Consider the following 17,105-nt stretch of genomic DNA (forward strand, 5'->3'; position numbering starts at 1 on the left):
GCGCCGCCCAACCCAAGGCGCGTGGCCGAGACTGGCCGCCCGGACCTTGCCTTTGGTCGCTTGCCGTGAGCGTTTTGCCCGATCGGCGGTCTATTTTCATATCGATCTGAAAAGGAATTGCCGAGAACTAGTAAAAGTGACATCTTTTACAAGATAATCTGCCTTGTAATTGACGTCATAGCTTTGACGTCTCTCTGATTCCCCGATTATCGATAGCCGGTGAGCGCCTGAGGTGTTCGCCGAGAAGCGGTCGTGAGCCTGTTGCCCACTCCCCGCAGACACCGATCTTTCACCCGAACTGACAGAACCGCTGCGGCAGGAGGCTTTGATGCACAATGACGGGAAGGTCGTGCCTTTGCACAAGGCCGCCGACGATCAAGCGACGCCGTCGCCGCTTGCCCGTTTGCCCGTGGTTTTGGTCCAGGTCCGTGACAAGGCGGCCTTGCAGCTCAAGCAAGGCTTGCAGGTGCTCTTCGATAATGCCGACGACACCCTGTTCGAAATGGCCGACAAGGCCCAGAACAACGTCGACCAGAACACTTTTTTCGAAGCCATGCGCGACCTGCGCCTCAAGCGCAAGAGTATCGAGCGTGGTTTTCTCGAGCGCTTTTTCGAAGCCTTTGACCGCCTTGGCCAGTACGACATCAGTGAGCCGACACTGTCTTCGGTGGTGTCCTACGAAGCCCTGGCGCTCGTGCCCAACGATGAGCTCGAACGCACCGTGGCCCTCGATGCCATGGTCGCCAAGGTCCTCAGCCGCGACAGCTTTGCCCTGGGGCAACTCAGCACCCGCTTCAATGCCTTGATTACCCGACGTGTCGATGACGCGAGCAACCCCATGGGCCCGGCGATGCTCTGTGAGTATTTCCTCGAGGCCGGGCGCAACCTCGGGGTGGAGATCAAGGTCAAGCTGATCATCCTCAAGCTGTTCGAGAAATATGTCCTCAGCGACGCCGACCAGTTGTATGCCGAAGCCAATCAGCTGCTGATCGCCACCGGTGTGTTGCCGGAGCTCAAGGCCGCCCCGGCACGACGCGCCAGCGATCGCGCGGCGGCCAGCACCCGCGGCCATCAGGCGCCGGCCGCCAGCGCCAAGCCCCTGGATGAAAGCGTGCAGGAAGTGTTCGCCGCCTTGCAGGAGCTGCTGCTGCATGTGCGTGGCAGCGTCGCGCCCAAGCTTGAGGCCGGCTCCGAGGTCCAGCCGATTTCCACCAACGATCTGCTGCGCCTGCTCTCGCATCTGCAGCAATATGTGCCGGAGCCCAGCTCGGCGGAAGACTTCGACCTGCGCAACCAGCTGGAACAGCTGTTGACCCGGGTCAGCGTGAAAAGCGGCAAGTCCCGGGTGGTCGGGGGCATGGACGAAGACGTGATCAACCTGATCGCCATGCTCTTCGAATTTATCCTCGATGACCGGGTCCTGCCGGATTCGCTGAAGGCGTTGATCGGCCGCTTGCAGATCCCGATGTTGAAAGTGGCGGTGCTGGACAAGAGCTTCTTCAGTCGCGGCAGTCATCCGGCCCGCCGCCTGTTGAATGAAATCGCCTCCGCCGCCCTGGGCTGGGGTTCCCGTGACGACTATCACCGTGATGCCCTGTATGTGCGTATCGAGCAGATCGTGCAGCGGCTGTTGAATGATTTCGTTGACGATCCGGCGATCTTTGCCGAGTTGCTGGTGGAGTTCCTCGCCTTTACCAGCGACGAACGCCGCCGTAGCGAATTGCTCGAACAGCGTACCCGGGATGCCGAAGAAGGCCGGGCCAAGGCCGAGCAGGCGCGTCAGCGGGTTCAGGAAGTCTTGAACGAGCGGTTATTGGGGCGGACCTTGCCCGAAGTGGTGGTGCGTTTGCTCCAGGAGGCCTGGAGCAAGGTGTTGTTGCTGACCTGGCTCAAGCAGGGCGAAGCGTCCGCCGAATGGCAGGCCGGCTTGCAGACCCTGGACGATTTGATCTGGAGTGTCGAACCCCAGGACCCGGTGGATGCTCGGCTCAAGCTGCTGGAGCTGGTCCCTGGGTTGCTCAAGTCCCTGCGCGACGGCTTGACCAGCGCCGCGTTCGATCCCTTCGCCACCAGTGAGTTTTTCAGCCAGTTGGAAGGCCTGCATGTGCAGGTACTCCAGCAGCTTGCCAGGAAGAATGCCGAACCCGTGGCGAGCGCCCAGGCCCCGGCGATGGTCGAGGTGGTGGAGGAGATTGTCCTCAGTGCCCCCCACGAGCCCCAGGTCGAAGACGTGGCCTTCGAGTTGCCGGCCGATGACGCCGCGCTGCTCTGGATCCGGCAATTGCGCGTCGGCCAGTGGGTGGAAATCCGCGAGGACGAGGAGAACAGCCTGCGCTGCAAGCTGACGGCGATTATCGAGCCGGGCGGCAAGTACATCTTCGTCAATCGTACCGGCATGAAAGTGCTGGAGCGAACGGCCCAGGCCCTGGCCGTGGAGTTTCGCCGTGGCGCGGTCCGCCTGCTCGACGACGCCTTGTTGTTCGACCGGGCGCTGGCCTCGGTCATCGGCAATCTGCGGCGGATGAAGAAGCGCTGAGTGCGCCTCGCTTGTCCTGGCGTCGGGCATTGCTCAAGAAAATTTCTTCGATAAGCGCGGATTGCTGACCCATCCACGTGCCTATCGCGGCATACTGAGCCTGTCGTGTTTGTCTTCGAAGGAATCGGTATGCAGTTGGATCCCGCCAGCGGTTGGTGCCAGGACGTGCGTCACTGTCCTTCGCCCAACTTCAACCAGCGTCCAGCCGAAGAAATCTCCCTGCTGGTGATCCACAACATCAGCCTGCCACCGGGGCAGTTCGCCACGGGCAAGGTGCAGGAGTTCTTCCAGAATCGCCTGGATGTCACGGAACACGCCTACTTTGAAGGCATCGCCGACCTGCGCGTGTCTGCGCATTTTCTGATTGAGCGTGACGGTATAGTCACTCAGTTTGTCTCTTGTCTGGAGCGCGCCTGGCATGCCGGCGTCTCGTCTTTCGAGGGGCGGGAAACCTGTAACGATTTTTCCCTGGGTATCGAGTTGGAGGGCACCGATGAGCTGCCTTTCACCGAGGCGCAGTACGCTGCGTTGATTGCTTTGACCCGTCAGCTACGGGCCGCTTACCCGGCCATTACCCCGCAACGGATTTGCGGCCATAGCGATATCGCCCCGGGCCGCAAGACCGATCCGGGACCAGCGTTTGACTGGGCGCGCTTTCGTGCCGCCGTGCTGGAAAAAGGAGAGTCACAATGAGTTTTCTGGTGTTGCTGCTGGCGGTCTGGATCGAAAAGTTCTCGGCCTTGCGCCAACGGGTCCAACGTGACGGCGCCTGGCTGCGGGAGCTGGCCCGGCTGGAAGCCGCTCCGCGAACCGCCGGGCACCCCTGGCTGGTACTGATCCTGCTGGTGCTGTTGCCGGTGGTCGTGCTCGGTCTGCTGTTGATGGCGCTGCAACCGCTGGCCTATGGTTTGTTGGCCTTGCCGGTGCATTTGCTGGTGGTGATTTACAGCCTCGGCCGTGGGGATCTGCTGGCGGCCCTCGGGCCGTTTCGCGATGCCTGGCGGCGCGGTGATGTGCAGGCGGCGGTGCATGTGGCCAAGCGTGACCTGGATGTGTGCGCCGACAGCGATGAACAGTTGCTGGAGCAGGTCCAGGGCTACCTGTTGTGGCAGGCCTACCAGAGTTTCTTTGTGGTGATTTTCTGGTATTTCCTCCTGGGTCCGGTGGCGGCGCTGAGTTATCGGCTGCTGGCGCTGGCGGCGGAACGTGGCCAGGACCCGGCGCTGGTGGAGCGTGCGACCTTGCTGCGGCACGCCTTCGACTGGTTGCCGGTGCGCTTGCTGGCGGCCAGCCTGGCGCTGGTGGGCAACTTCGTCGGGGTCAGCCGGGTGATGCTGCATGAGTTGCTCAACTGGGACATCACGGCGCGGCAACTGGTGGAGAAGGTGGGGCGTGTCGCCGGGGAAATCCCCGCGCCGGTGGTTGGCGCCGATGGCGTCACCAGCCTGGACAGCCTGTGGGAGCTGCTGCTACGGGCGGCGGTGCTCTGGTATGCCGGGTTTGCCCTGTGGACCGTACTGATCTGATTCGAGGGGACACGGCCCTCACAAACACAGCGGACCTGTAGGAGCCTGGCTTGCCAGCGAAGCTTTTGGCGGTCTCAAGGGCCCCTTCGCGGGCAAGCCCTGCTCCTACAGGTCTGTGGTGTTTTCAAAAGCAATGCAGTCGTCAGACCGTCAGGCAATGGCCATTAACCTTAAGTTACAAAACACCCTTTCAAATTAAGTTATACAAGCAGTAGCTGCGGATACTGGCTTTATGCCTTGCCGTGCCTGCCTCTATAAAAATAATACGAAAGGGAGCATTCCAGTGAAGCGCTTGCTATATCCCGCCGTCGCCCTGATGAACCGCTTGAGCTTCGGGAAGAAGTTCAGTTTGATCAGTGTGCTGTTCTTCGTGCCGATGCTGGTGACCAACTTCTACCTGGTGCACGATTCCTACCGCGAATTCTCCGGCACCCAGATCGAGCTGCAAAGCCTCGCCCTGCTGGGCAGCAGCCTCAGCCTGCGGCGCGACCTGGAAACCCTGAACAACCAGGTGCAGATCGACGCGGTCCTCGGGCAATCCGGCAAGGCGGGGGACCTGGAAGGCAAGATCCACGCCCTTGAACAAAACGTGCTCGCCCGCCTGCAAGGCCTGGCACCGGTGACGATCGACCCGGAACAGACCGACGCCTTCAACGCCAAGCGCGATGAAATGATCAGCGCCTTCAAGGCCCAGCAGGCCGAAACTTCCTTGCAAAGCAAAAGCGCACTGATCGCCAAACTGTTGGCCAAGGCGCAGATTTTCAGCCAGATCATTGCCAGTCAATCGGGGCTCAGCCGTGATAACCAAAGCGATCTGCGACAGTTGAGCGAACTGGTGACCAGTGTCACGCCGCAAGTGACCCAGACCTTGGGCGAAGGCCGCTCCATGGGCGCTTATTCCCTGGGCCAGGGCTTTCTCAATTCGGCGTCGAGCACGCGCTTCGACGAGCTGTTGCAGCAGATCGAGAAGTTGCAGGCCGAATACGCCCTGAAACTCCAGGATGCCCTGGGCGGCAGTAAAAATGCCCATGCCGCCCTGGACTCTCAGGCCGCCGCCAGCAAGGCGTCGTTGAAAAAAGGCAGCGAGCTGTTCGAAGAGCAGGTGGTCATGGCCGAAACCCTAGATGCGCCCTGGCCGGCTTTCTACGATCAGGTCAGCGCCCTGATGGCGCAAACCTACCAGCTCAATGACGCGACCCTGGCCTATCTCGGCCAGGAGCTTGAACAGCGCCTGGGGCAAAATCGCCTGCATATGCTGTCACTGGTGGTCGCGCTGGCGGCGGTGTTTTTCTCCATCGTCTATCTGTATGGCGGTTTCTACGCTTCGACCCGGACCACCTTGCGGCGTCTGGGGGAAATGATGAACAAGGTCGCGGCCGGGGACATGACGGTCAATTTCGTCGCCCATAGCCGCGATGAACTGGGTGAACTGGGCGGCGTCTTCAATGGCACCGTGGCGAAGATCCATGACCTGATCGAGCGGGTCGGGCAGACCGTCAGTGAGGTCGAGCGCCAGGCCGGACAGGTCGAGTCGGTATCGGCTCGCAGTAACCTGGCGGTGGCCGGTCAGCGCAGCCAGATCGAACAGGTGGCGACGGCCATGAATCAGATGTCGGCCACCGCCCAGGAGGTGGCCCGCAGCGCGGCGGCGGCGGTGAGCAGCGCCCACAGCGTGAATGGCGAAACCCTCAGCGGCCGCGGTCTGGTCGAGTCGCAACAGAACAGCATTGTGCAGTTGGCCGGCGAGATCGATCAGTCGGTGCAGGTGATCAATCAACTGGCCACCGATAGCCAGTCCATCAGCCGGGTGCTGGAAGTGATCAAGAGCATCGCCGAGCAGACCAACCTGTTGGCCCTCAACGCAGCCATCGAGGCGGCCCGGGCCGGTGAGCAGGGGCGGGGCTTTGCGGTGGTGGCCGACGAGGTCCGGACCCTGGCCAAGCGCACCCAGCAGTCGACGGGGGAAATCGAGCAGATGATCAGCCGGCTCCATGGCGGCGTGGGGGCGGCGGTGAAGGCCATGGGCATCAGCCATGGGATGGCGAACAGTACGGTCAGCCAGTCGGAAAAGGTCCAGCAGGCTTTGGAAAACATACTCGGCGCGGTGGGCATGATCGTCGACCAGAACCAGCAGATCGCGGCCGCCGTGGAACAGCAAACCGCCGTGGCCCACGATATCGACCAGAACATCGTCGAGATCAACCGCGCGGGTGAGCGTACGGCGGAGGGCGCGCATCAGACCGAAAGTGCCAGCCGCCTGCTCTCGGTACAGGTGGTGGAACTCAAGCAATTGATTGGTGCGTTCAGGGTCTGAGGCGAGGCTTGCCGGCGCTCACGCTGTTGCTGCAGGCCAATTGAACAGCGCACAGGCATTGGCCGTGCTGGCGCTCGCCAGCGTCTTCGGGTTCACACTCATCAGCCCGGCCAGCGCGGCACAAATCGCCGGCAAATGCTCGGGGCTGTTGCGCTGGCCGGCGAACATCACCGGCGCCATATCCGGTGAATCGGTCTCCAGTACCACGCTGTCCAGCGGCAGATCGGCGATGACCTTGCTCAGGCGCAAGGCCTGCGGCCAGGTGCCGGCACCGCCCAGCCCCAACTTGAATCCCAGCTTGAGGTATTCCCGGGCTTCCTCGCGACTGCCGGCAAAGGCGTGGATGATGCCGCCGCGTGCCGGGCGAAAACGCTTGAGAGTGGCAATGGTCGCCGCGTGGCTTCTGCGCACATGCAGCAGCGCGGGCAGGGCGAAGTCCACCGCCAGTTTCAGTTGGGCTTCGAACAGCGCTTGTTGGCGTTCACGATCCAACTGCGGCAAAAAATAATCCAGGCCGAACTCGCCCACCGCGCACAACTGCGGATGACCGGCACAACGCGTCAGCCAGTCGCCCAGTTCGTTGAGATCGGCCGGGCGGTGCTCATCCAGATACACCGGGTGCAAGCCGAACGCCGCGTGCAACCGCGAGTCGCTTTGCACCAGGTCCCAGACCCGCTGCCAGTTTTTCTGATAAACCCCCAACACCACCATCCGCCCCACACCCAGGGCGCGGCTGCGCTCAAGGACTTCGTCGCGATCGTTATCGAAATCGGCAAAGTCGAGATGGGTATGGGTGTCGATCAGCTCCACTTTCAGACCCCGTGGATTCGCTGCTTGAAGGTCCGGGCGATGGCCTGGACGCCCGGCTGGTAGTTCTTGTCCTCGATGGCGGCCAGGGCCAGTTCCAGGGCTTTTTCGGCGATCAGCTGATGTTGTTGGGCCATGGCGTTGACCGGCAACGGCAGGAAGTCCAGCAACTGGGTGTCGCCGAAGGTGCCCAGGCGCAGCGGCTGCGCCTGGAGCGGCTGATCATGCAGGGCATCGAACACGCCTTGCAGCAGGACATAGGAGGTGGTGATCAGGGCATCCGGCAGATGGCCCAGGCGTTTGATCAGGCCTTCCATCAACTGGCGCCCGCACTCGCGGCTGAAGGCCTCGCCATGCTCGATCAGCACCTCGCCCTTGAAGCCCTTCAAGGCTTCCTCGAATCCGGCGGCGCGCTGGCGGCTGATGCTCAACTCGGCACGGGCGCCGATCAGGGCGATATGCCGTGGCAACGGCTGCAGCAGGCTGCGGGTCAGTTGCAGGCTGGCCCGACGGTCGTCGCTGACCACCGAGCAGAAGTGTGCCGGTTCCATTTCCCGGTCGATGGCAATCACCGGTGTCCCCAGGGCCTGCAACTCGCGATAGCTGTCGTCGGCGGCGGGCAGGCAACTGGCGACGAACAGGGCATCGCAGCGCCGCGCGCGGAACAGTTGCAGCAGTTGCCGCTCGCTGTCGGGGGCGTCGTCGGAACTGGCGATCAGCAACTGATAGCCATGGGCGCGGGCGCCTTGCTCCAGCAGCTTGGCGATGCGTGCGTAACTGGGGTTTTCCAGGTCCGGCAGAATGAAACCCAGGGTCCGCGTCTTGCGACTGCGCAGCCCGGCAGCCTGGGGGTTGGGCGTGAAGCCATGTTGCTCGACCACCGCCCGCACCCGTTCCACGGTGCTGATGCTGATACGCTGCTGCGCGGCCTTGCCGTTGATCACGTAGCTGGCGGTGGTGACGGACACACCGGCCAGTTGGGCGATATCACTGAGTTTCAAGCGGGGAGTTCCTTATTTTGCTGCAGCGTTCAGGTCTGCATTTTCGCTGATCGTATCCTATTCCGGCAGCCGACCTTCGTCGTCCAGTTGTCAAAAGACGACGGAGCTTCAGATATCGGGCTGTATACAACCCGCATGTTGCAGCCTTTGGGCCGTCAAACGCTTCGACAGCCCGCCATGGTCCAGCGGTTTTTCAAGACGCCCTGGGGCTTCAACACCGAACAATAATCGAGTAACGTGACCAACACTCTAGATTAAACGTTTCAGCAAGCGTATTTTTGCGGCATTCGGCCCGTGTCATGGTCCTGCCAGAAGACCGTTGCACATTGTTCGGGCCACCCGCCTAAGCTGATTCATTCAAAACAATACCTAGCGTCCCTATGACGCTGAATAGGAGAAAGGCATGCTCGAGCTCACCGTAGAGCAGATTTCCATGGGCCAGTCGGCCGTGGACAAGTCTGCGGCCCTGCAACTGCTCGCGAACAGACTGGTGGCCGACGGCCTGGTGGCCGAGGGGTACCTGGCGGGTTTGCAGGCGCGTGAAGCCCAGGGCTCGACCTTTCTCGGTCAAGGTATTGCGATTCCCCATGGCACGCCGGAAACCCGCGACCAGGTGTTCGCCACCGGTGTGCGCCTGCTGCAATTTCCCGACGGTGTGGACTGGGGCGACGGTCAGATCGTCTATCTGGCCATCGGTATCGCCGCACGCTCCGACGAGCACTTGCGCCTGCTGCAACTGCTGACCCGGGCCCTCGGCGAAACCGATCTGGGCCAGGCCCTGCGTCGTGCCAGTTCCGCTGAAGCGCTGCTCAAGCTGTTGCAGGGCGCGCCCCAGGAGCTGGCGCTGGATGCACAGATGATCGGCCTGGGCGTGGCCGCGGACGATTTCGAAGAGCTGGTTTGGCGCGGTGCGCGCCTGCTGCGCCAGGCCGATTGCGTCAGCAATGGTTTTGCCGCCGTGTTGCAGCAGGTCGAAGCCCTGCCCCTGGGCGATGGCCTCTGGTGGCTGCACAGCGAGCAGACGGTCAAGCGTCCGGGCCTGGCTTTCGTGACCCCGAACAAGCCGATCCGCTACCTCGGTCAGCCCCTGAGCGGCCTGTTCTGCCTGGCCAGCCTCGGCGAAGCGCACCAGGCTCTGCTCGAGCGCCTGTGTGCGCTGTTGATCGAAGGCCGTGGCCAGGAACTGGGGCGCGCCACCAGCAGCCGTGCGGTGCTCGAAGTCCTCGGTGGTGAGCTGCCGGCCGATTGGCCGAGCGCGCGGATTGCCCTGGCCAATGCCCATGGTTTGCACGCCCGGCCGGCGAAAGTCCTGGCGCAACTGGCGAAGCATTTCGAAGGTGATATCCGGGTGCGCATCGTCGACGGCACGGGCAGTGCCGTGTCGGTGAAAAGCCTGAGCAAGTTGCTCAGCCTGGGCGCACGGCGTGCCCAGGTGCTGGAATTTATCGCTGAGCCGAGCATTGCCGCCGATGCCTTGCCGGCGCTTCTGGCAGCAGTGGAAGAAGGCCTCGGCGAGGAAGTCGAGCCCTTGCCGGCGATCAGTGTCGCGAGCCCGGTGCCGGAAGAAGTACTCGTGCCCCTGGTGGCGCCGAGCGCCGGCAGCCAACTCCAGGCCATCGCCGCCGCACCGGGCATCGCCATCGGCCCGGCCCATGTCCAGGTGCTGGCGCAGTTCGATTACCCGTTGCGTGGCGAGTCCGCGCTGGTTGAGCGTCAGCGCCTGCAACAGGCCCTGGACCTGGTGCGCGCGGACATTGAAGGGCTGATCCAGCGCAGCAAGGCCAAGGCCATCCGGGAAATCTTCATTACCCATCAGGAAATGCTCGACGACCCGGAACTCAGCGACGACGTCGAAGCCCGCCTCAAGCAGGGCGAAAGCGCCGAGGCCGGCTGGATGGCCGTGATCGAGGCGGCGGCCCGTCAGCAGGAGACGTTGCAGGATGCCTTGCTGGCCGAACGCGCGGCGGATCTGCGGGATGTCGGCCGGCGTGTGCTGGCGCAACTCTGTGGCGTCGAGACCCTGGCCGAGCCCGACCAGCCTTATGTGCTGCTGATGGATGAGGTCGGTCCTTCGGATGTGGCGCGATTGGACCCGGCACGGGTTGCCGGGATTCTCACGGCCCGCGGCGGGGCCACGGCCCACAGCGCGATCGTGGCCCGGGCCCTGGGCATCCCCGCCCTGGTTGGTGCCGGCGCGGCGGTGCTGCTGCTGGCGCCCGGTACGCCGTTGCTGATCGACGGGCAGCGCGGCCGCCTGCATGTCTCGCCGGATGAGGCGACCCTGCAGCGTGCCTTGCAGGAACGTGACACCCGCGAGCAACGCCTGCGCCTGGCCTCGGAGCAACGCCACGAACTGGCGCTGACCCGCGATGGTCACGCGGTCGAGGTGTTCGCCAATATCGGCGAAAGCGCCGGCGTCGCCAGCGCTGTGGAGCAGGGCGCCGAAGGCATCGGCCTGTTGCGCACCGAACTGATTTTCATGGCCCATCAGCAGGCGCCGGACGAGGCGACCCAGGAAGCTGAATACCGTCGCGTGCTCGATGGCCTGGCGGGTCGGCCGCTAGTGGTGCGGACCCTCGATGTGGGCGGCGACAAACCGCTGCCGTACTGGCCGATCGCCAAGGAGGAAAACCCCTTCCTCGGTGTGCGCGGTATTCGCCTGACCCTGCAACGCCCGCAGATCATGGAAGGGCAGTTGCGTGCCTTGCTGCGGGCCGCCGACAACCGTCCGTTGCGGATCATGTTCCCGATGGTCGGCAGCGTCTCCGAGTGGCGCCAGGCGCGGGAGATGACCGAACGTCTGCGGCTGGAAATCCCGGTGGCCGACCTGCAACTGGGGATCATGATCGAGGTGCCGTCGGCGGCGTTGCTGGCGCCGGTGCTGGCCAAGGAAGTGGACTTCTTCAGTGTCGGCACCAACGACCTGACCCAGTACACCCTGGCCATCGACCGTGGCCACCCGACGCTCTCGGCCCAGGCCGATGGCCTGCACCCGGCCGTGCTGCAACTGATCGATATCACCGTGCGCGCGGCCCATGCCCATGGCAAATGGGTCGGCGTGTGCGGCGAGCTGGCGGCTGATCCTTTGGCGGTGCCGGTGCTGGTAGGGCTGGGTGTGGATGAGCTGAGCGTTTCGGCACGGAGTATTCCCGAAGTGAAGGCGCGGGTCCGCGAACTGAGCCTGCCCCAGGCCCAAGCGCTGGCCCAGGCCGCCCTGGCGGTGGGCAGCGGCGATGAAGTCCGTGCCCTGGTGGAGGCTTTGTAATGGCGCGGATTCTGACCCTGACCCTGAACCCGGCGCTGGACCTGACCGTGCAGTTGGCACGGCTGGAGCCCGGCCAGGTCAACCGCAGCGAAGCGATGCAGACCCATGCCGCCGGCAAAGGGCTGAATGTCGCCCAGGTGCTGGCGGACCTGGGCCATCAACTGACCGTGGGCGGCTTTCTCGGCGACAGCAATCCGCAAGCGTTCGAGGCCCTGATGGCGCGGCGCGGTTTTGTCGATGCCTTTGTCCGGGTACCGGGGGAAACCCGCAGCAATATCAAGCTGGCCGAGCATGACGGGCGGATCACCGATCTCAATGGTCCCGGTCCTTTGGTCAACGAACAGGCGCGGCAAGCCTTGCTGGATAAACTCGACCTGATCGCCCCGGGGCACGACGCCGTGGTGGTCGCCGGCAGCCTGCCGCAAGGGGTGAGCCCCGAGTGGTTGCAGGCGCTGCTGTTGCGCTTGAAAGGCCTCGGCCTGAAGGTCGCCCTGGACACCAGCGGCGCGGCGTTGCGCGCCGGTCTCGCGGCGACGCCCTGGTTGATCAAGCCCAATGGCGAGGAACTGGCCGAGGCCTTGCAGATTCCCGTGAACTCGTTGCAAAGCCAGGCCGAAACCGCCGCGCGACTGCAAGCCCAGGGAATCGAGCACGTGGTGATTTCCCACGGTGCCGAAGGGGTGAACTGGTTTTCCGGCGCGCCGGCTTTGCAGGCCCTGCCGCCGAAGGTAAAAGTCGCCAGCACGGTGGGGGCCGGCGACTCGTTGCTGGCCGGCATGCTGCACGGGTTGCTCAGCGGTCACTCCGCCGAACAGACCCTGCGCACCGCCACCGCGATTGCCGCCCAGGCGGTGACCCAGATCGGTTTCGGCATTAGCGACCGGGCGCAGTTGGCGCAGCTTGAAAGCGGCGTCCGCGTGCACGCCCTGACAGAACAATAAGAGGGATAGTGATGAAATTAGCCATTGTTACCGCCTGCCCGAACGGCATGGTCACCAGTGTGCTCTGCGCCCGCCTGCTCGATGCGGCGGCCCAGCGCCAGGGTTGGAGCACCAGCGTCGAAGTCCACGACAGCCAGCACCCGGAGCGCCAATTGTCGGCGGCCACGGTCGATGCCGCCGAATGGGTCCTGCTGGTCAGCAGCGTGCCGGTGGAGATGTCGCGGTTTGTCGGCAAGCGGGTGTTTCAAAGCACTCCGGCCCAGGCGTTGCAGGATGTCGAGGCGGTGTTGCGTCGCGGTGCCGAAGAGGCCCAGGTGTTTGTCGCGCCCAAGGTCGCCCCTGCGGTCGCGGCCGAACCGGTTGCGGCGCCCAAGCGCGCCCCGCGCCTGGTGGCGGTGACCGCCTGCCCGACCGGCGTGGCCCACACCTTTATGGCCGCCGAAGCCTTGCAGCAGTCGGCCAAGCGCCTGGGCTATGAGTTGCAGGTGGAAACCCAGGGTTCCGTCGGCGCCCGCAACCCGCTGAGCGCGGCGGCGATTGCCGAGGCCGATGTGGTGTTGCTGGCGGCGGATATCGAAGTCGCCACCGAGCGTTTCGCCGGCAAGAAAATCTACCGTTGCGGTACCGGCATCGCCTTGAAGCAGCCGGACGCGACCCTCGACAAGGCCCTGGCCGAAGGTCAGCCGGAACAGGTCGCGACGGGCAGCGGCGGTGCTCCGGCCAAGCAGGAAAAGACCGGCGTCTACAAACACCTGCTGACGGGTGTCTCGTTCATGTTGCCGATGGTGGTGGCGGGCGGTCTGATGATCGCCTTGTCGTTCGTCTTCGGCATCACCGCCTTCAAGGAGCCCGGCACGCTGGCGGCGGCCTTGATGCAGATCGGCGGTGAGAGCGCGTTCAAGTTGATGGTGCCGTTGCTGGCCGGCTATATCGCCTATTCGATTGCCGACCGTCCGGGCTTGGCCCCGGGGATGATCGGCGGCCTGTTGGCGAGCACCCTGGGCGCGGGTTTTATCGGCGGCATCGTTGCCGGTTTTCTTGCCGGCTACAGCGCCAAGGCGATCAATCGTTATGCGCGGCTGCCCAGCAGTCTTGAGGCGTTGAAGCCGATCCTGATCATTCCGTTGCTGGCGAGCCTGTTCACCGGTCTGGTGATGATCTACGTGGTGGGCAAACCAGTGGCGGGGATGCTCGAAGGGCTGACCCATTTCCTCGACAGCATGGGCACCACCAACGCGATTCTGCTCGGGGTGTTGCTGGGCGGGATGATGTGCGTCGACTTGGGTGGACCGATCAACAAGGCGGCCTATGCATTCTCGGTCGGGCTGCTGGCGTCGCAGAGTTATGCACCGATGGCGGCGACCATGGCGGCGGGCATGGTGCCGCCGATCGGCCTGGGGATTGCCACGCTGATTGCGCGGCACAAGTTTGCCCAGAGCGAGCGCGAGGCGGGCAAGGCGGCGTTTGTGCTGGGGCTGTGCTTTATCTCCGAGGGGGCGATTCCGTTTGCCGCCAAGGACCCGTTGCGGGTGATTCCGGCAAGCATTGCCGGTGGTGCGCTGACCGGGGCCTTGTCGATGTATTTCGGCTGCAAGCTGATGGCGCCCCACGGCGGTTTGTTCGTGATGCTGATCCCGAATGCGATCAACCATACATTGCTGTACCTGCTGGCGATTGTCGCCGGTAGCCTGCTGACGGCGCTGGCCTATGCCGTGCTCAAGCGGCCGGAAGTCGTCGAGTTGGCGGTGGAGCCGGTGCGGGCTTGATTGCATTCGGCCTCAGATCCGCGGCGGTAGTTGCACCGCGATCATCAGCAAGCCGGCTCCTGCAGTATGTGGCCGAGCGCAAACCTTGCGTACGATTGCTGGCGATGGCGTTCGTATAAGCTGCGCAAGGCTCAAGGGCCTCTTCGCGGGCAAGCCCAGCTCCTACAGTACGTCGTCGTTCACTGACCTTGTGTACGACACAAAACTGTAGGAGCTGGGCTCGCCCGCGAAAGCGTCGGCATCTGACGATGCGAGGCTCAAGGGCCTCACCGCTGGCAAGCCGGGGCGTCGAGTGGGCCTCAGTACACATCCCGCCGATAACGCCCTTGCTCGATCAATTGCTCGACGGCCTCGGCCCCGAGCAACTCCAGCAGCACCTGATCGACCCCCGTCGCCATCCCCTGCAAGCTGCCGCAGATATAGATCGCCGCACCGTTCGCCAGCCATTGGCGCAGTTCATCCGCCGCTGCGCGCAGGCGATCCTGGACATAGATCTTTTCTGCCTGGTCACGGGAAAACGCCAGGTCCAGGCGCGCCAGGTCACCGCTGGCCAGCCAGCCTTTCAGTTCTTCCCCGCAGTGGAAGTCATGGGCGATATTGCGCTCGCCGAACAACAACCAGTTGTCCCGCTGGCCATCGGCAATGCGCGCCTTGAGCAAGCTGCGCAAGCCCGCCAGGCCCGTACCGTTGCCCAGCAGAATCAACGGGCACGGCGCCGTCGGCAAATGGAAACCACTGTTGCGCCGCAGCCGCAGGCTGATACCGGCGCCCGGCGCCGCATGCTCGGTCAACCACCCGGAACCCAGGCCCAGGCTGCCATCGGCGTGGCGCTCCTGGCGCACGATCAACTCCAGTTGCCCATCGCTTTCAATGGAGGCGATGGAGTATTCGCGCGGGCTCAACGGTATCAGCGCATCCACCAGGGCCTGGGCATGCAGGCCGACCAGATGAGCCCGGTTCTCCGGCAACTGGCGTGCTCCCAGGGCCTGGGCGAGGCTTTCCTGCAAACCGTCGAGTTGTACCGGAGTGTCGGCGTCAAGTCCGAGTCCGGCGAGGAAGCGTTCCACTGCCAGGGCACTCTGGCGTGGGAGGATTTCCACCAGGTCACCGGCTTGCCATGGGGTCGCCGTCTCGGCCGTCAGGCCCAGCAGGTAGACGGCGGAACCGGCGCTGCCCGGGTTGAGCAGGTCGCGCTGGCGCAAGGTCCAGTTGGCGAAACCCGGTGCCTGCCAGGCCACCGGAGGCGTGCCGCCGGTCAGTTGGTTGAGTTGCTGTTGCCAATAGCGCAGGGCGTAGGGATCGCCGTTGTCGACTTCGACCGGGGCGAACAGGGTATTGCCGCCACGGGCTTCCAGCCACCGATGCAGGCGTCGGGCGAAACCGCAGAAGTGTTGGTACTGCCGGTCGCCCAGGGCCAGTACCGAATAGTTCAGGGTGCCGAGGGACAGCGGCTGGCCGAGTACCTTGCGTTCGAAACCGCGCGCACTGTCCGGTGCCTCGCCGTCGCCGAAGGTGCTGACGACAAACAGCGCATGCTGCGACTCGCGCAGGTCCCGCTCATTGATGTCGGCCAGCGGGCTGACCCGCACCGGCACGCCGGCGGCCTGCAACTGACCGGCACTCTGCCAGGCCATCTGTTCGGCGAAACCGCTCTGGCTGGCAAAACCGATCAGCCAGGCGGACGTCTCGCCGTCTTGTGGCTCCAGTTCCAGGCGGGCTTGCTTGACCTGGCGTTTCTTGCGTCGCCGATCGAGGTACAGCAGCCAGCCGGTGACGAAGAACAGTGGCATGGTCAGGCTCGACAGGGTCAGCAGGATTCGCCCGGTAATCCCGAAGTAGCTGCCGGTGTGCAGCGCGTAGAGGCTGGTCAGCAACTGCGCCTTGAGGCTTTGGTCGGCGTAGCGCAACTGGTCGCTGATCACACCCGTGGCCGGGTCCAGGTTGATCTGGTTGAGGGCCCGCTCATGGGGCGAATCCTTGAGCAGGTAGTAGACCGTCGCCGGTTGCCCGGCCACCGCCGGCATGCGGATGTTGTAGGCGCTGAGGTCGGGGCCCGTGGCCCGCTGGATACTGGCCCAGATCGCGTCGTAGTCGGCGCTCGGCGCCGGGCCGCCGGGTGCCGGTTTGCGCTGCCCACCGCCGCGATGCTGGATCGGTGAGTCGGCCAGCAGTTTGTTCAGCCCGTCGCTGTACCACTCGTAGGACCAGAACAGGCCGGTCAGCGCCGACAGCAGGTAGAGCAGCAGGCACCAGGTGCCGGCGACCGCGTGCAGGTTCCAGTTGAAGGCGCGACCTTTTTTCGCCCGGTCGAGGGTCAGCCAGACCCGCCAGTTCAGGGCCTGGCGCGGCCAGCGCAGATAGAGCCCGGAGAGGCAGAAGAACAGCAGCATCAGGGTGCACGCGCCGGTGATCTGCCGGCCGGTATCGCCCAGGGCGAGAAAGCGGTGCAGTTGCAATACCAGGGCGAAGAAGTCCTGGCCTTGCGCCTCACCCTGGTACTCGCCGGTGTAGGGGTCGAAATAGCGCATCTGCCCACGGCGTTCACCGGGCGCAGGTGTGAAGGCGACCCGCGCGGCGTTGTCGCCATGGGGGGAAACCCAGAGCATGGCGACGGTCTTGCCTTCGCGGGCTTCGAGCCTGCGCACCAGTTCGGCGGGGGGCAGGGCTTCAGCGTGCTCCGGTACTTCGAGTTGCAGGACGTCGGGGTTGAGCAGGCCTAGCAGTTCGTCCTGGAACGACACCGTGGCTCCGGTAATGCCCATGAAAGCCAGCACCAGCCCGGCAGTAATGCCGAACAGCCAGTGCAATTGGAACAGTGTTTTCTTCAACACGGCGACCGCCTTGCTTTCTCGAAGTGATTCTCACGACGCGCATTATGCCGTGTGTTTGTGAGAATGCGACGAATTCATATTAACGGCGTTTTTTTCGTGTGACAAAACGGACAAAAGC

10 protein-coding genes are annotated in these 17,105 nt (G+C 63.9%); 7 read left to right on the top strand and 3 right to left on the bottom strand.

Annotated features, from left to right (window positions below):
* The first annotated feature begins 328 nt into the window (after nucleotides 1–328).
* The 4 genes from M5C56_RS13300 (at nucleotide 329) to M5C56_RS13315 (ending at nucleotide 6,376) form a co-directional block, all read left to right on the top strand.
* Complete coding sequence (locus M5C56_RS13300; RefSeq protein WP_103494699.1) at nucleotides 329–2,536, top strand: DUF1631 domain-containing protein; 2,208 nt, start codon at nucleotides 329–331, stop codon at nucleotides 2,534–2,536.
* Nucleotides 2,537–2,665: 129 nt separating this feature from the next.
* Nucleotides 2,666–3,229: a 1,6-anhydro-N-acetylmuramyl-L-alanine amidase AmpD gene (gene ampD / locus M5C56_RS13305; protein WP_103494700.1), complete on the top strand. Its 564-nt coding sequence runs from the start codon at nucleotides 2,666–2,668 to the stop codon at nucleotides 3,227–3,229.
* Nucleotides 3,226–4,062, top strand: a complete 837-nt coding sequence (gene ampE, locus M5C56_RS13310; protein ID WP_103494701.1) for a regulatory signaling modulator protein AmpE — start codon at nucleotides 3,226–3,228, stop codon at nucleotides 4,060–4,062. Before ampD ends, ampE begins: the two co-directional genes overlap by 4 nt.
* 283 nt (nucleotides 4,063–4,345) lie before the next feature.
* Nucleotides 4,346–6,376 (top strand): methyl-accepting chemotaxis protein, encoded by a 2,031-nt coding sequence (locus M5C56_RS13315; protein WP_103494702.1) that lies wholly within the window; start codon nucleotides 4,346–4,348, stop codon nucleotides 6,374–6,376.
* A gap of 18 nt (nucleotides 6,377–6,394) precedes the next feature.
* On the opposite strand, the gene M5C56_RS13320 is transcribed toward M5C56_RS13315, so the two are convergent.
* A complete protein-coding gene (locus M5C56_RS13320; RefSeq protein WP_103494703.1) occupies nucleotides 6,395–7,186 on the bottom strand; it encodes a TatD family hydrolase in 792 nt (263 codons plus the stop codon).
* Between the two features lie 2 nt (nucleotides 7,187–7,188).
* Nucleotides 7,189–8,184: a catabolite repressor/activator gene (gene cra / locus M5C56_RS13325; protein WP_103494704.1), complete on the bottom strand. Its 996-nt coding sequence runs from the start codon at nucleotides 8,182–8,184 to the stop codon at nucleotides 7,189–7,191.
* A 403-nt stretch (nucleotides 8,185–8,587) separates the two neighbouring features.
* On the opposite strand from cra, the gene ptsP reads away from it, so the two are divergent.
* Genes ptsP through M5C56_RS13340 form a run of 3 tightly spaced genes read left to right on the top strand, consistent with a single transcriptional unit; the run spans nucleotide 8,588 to nucleotide 14,156 of the window.
* Complete coding sequence (gene ptsP / locus M5C56_RS13330; protein ID WP_103494705.1) at nucleotides 8,588–11,449, top strand: phosphoenolpyruvate--protein phosphotransferase; 2,862 nt, start codon at nucleotides 8,588–8,590, stop codon at nucleotides 11,447–11,449.
* Nucleotides 11,449–12,390, top strand: a complete 942-nt coding sequence (gene pfkB / locus M5C56_RS13335) for a 1-phosphofructokinase (RefSeq protein ID WP_103494706.1) — start codon at nucleotides 11,449–11,451, stop codon at nucleotides 12,388–12,390. Before ptsP ends, pfkB begins: the two co-directional genes overlap by 1 nt.
* Nucleotides 12,391–12,401: 11 nt before the next feature.
* Complete coding sequence (locus M5C56_RS13340) at nucleotides 12,402–14,156, top strand: PTS fructose-like transporter subunit IIB (protein WP_103494707.1); 1,755 nt, start codon at nucleotides 12,402–12,404, stop codon at nucleotides 14,154–14,156.
* A 299-nt stretch (nucleotides 14,157–14,455) separates the two neighbouring features.
* Here the strand turns inward: M5C56_RS13340 and M5C56_RS13345 are convergent, their stop codons facing one another.
* Entirely contained in the window at nucleotides 14,456–16,987 is a 2,532-nt protein-coding gene (locus M5C56_RS13345; protein WP_103494708.1) for a sulfite reductase flavoprotein subunit alpha, read from the bottom strand.
* Between the last annotated feature and the right edge of the window lie 118 nt (nucleotides 16,988–17,105).

The sequence above is a fragment of the Pseudomonas sp. MWU13-2862 genome, assembly GCF_023242495.1.
Lineage (GTDB): Bacteria > Pseudomonadota > Gammaproteobacteria > Pseudomonadales > Pseudomonadaceae > Aquipseudomonas > Aquipseudomonas gingeri_D.

Coding starts and splice junctions, on each gene's coding strand:
- M5C56_RS13300 (WP_103494699.1), top strand. CDS start 329: ATGCACAATGACGGGAAGGTCGTGCCTTTGCACAAGGCCGCCGACGAT.
- ampD (WP_103494700.1), top strand. CDS start 2,666: ATGCAGTTGGATCCCGCCAGCGGTTGGTGCCAGGACGTGCGTCACTGT.
- ampE (WP_103494701.1), top strand. CDS start 3,226: ATGAGTTTTCTGGTGTTGCTGCTGGCGGTCTGGATCGAAAAGTTCTCG.
- ptsP (WP_103494705.1), top strand. CDS start 8,588: ATGCTCGAGCTCACCGTAGAGCAGATTTCCATGGGCCAGTCGGCCGTG.
- pfkB (WP_103494706.1), top strand. CDS start 11,449: ATGGCGCGGATTCTGACCCTGACCCTGAACCCGGCGCTGGACCTGACC.
- M5C56_RS13340 (WP_103494707.1), top strand. CDS start 12,402: ATGAAATTAGCCATTGTTACCGCCTGCCCGAACGGCATGGTCACCAGT.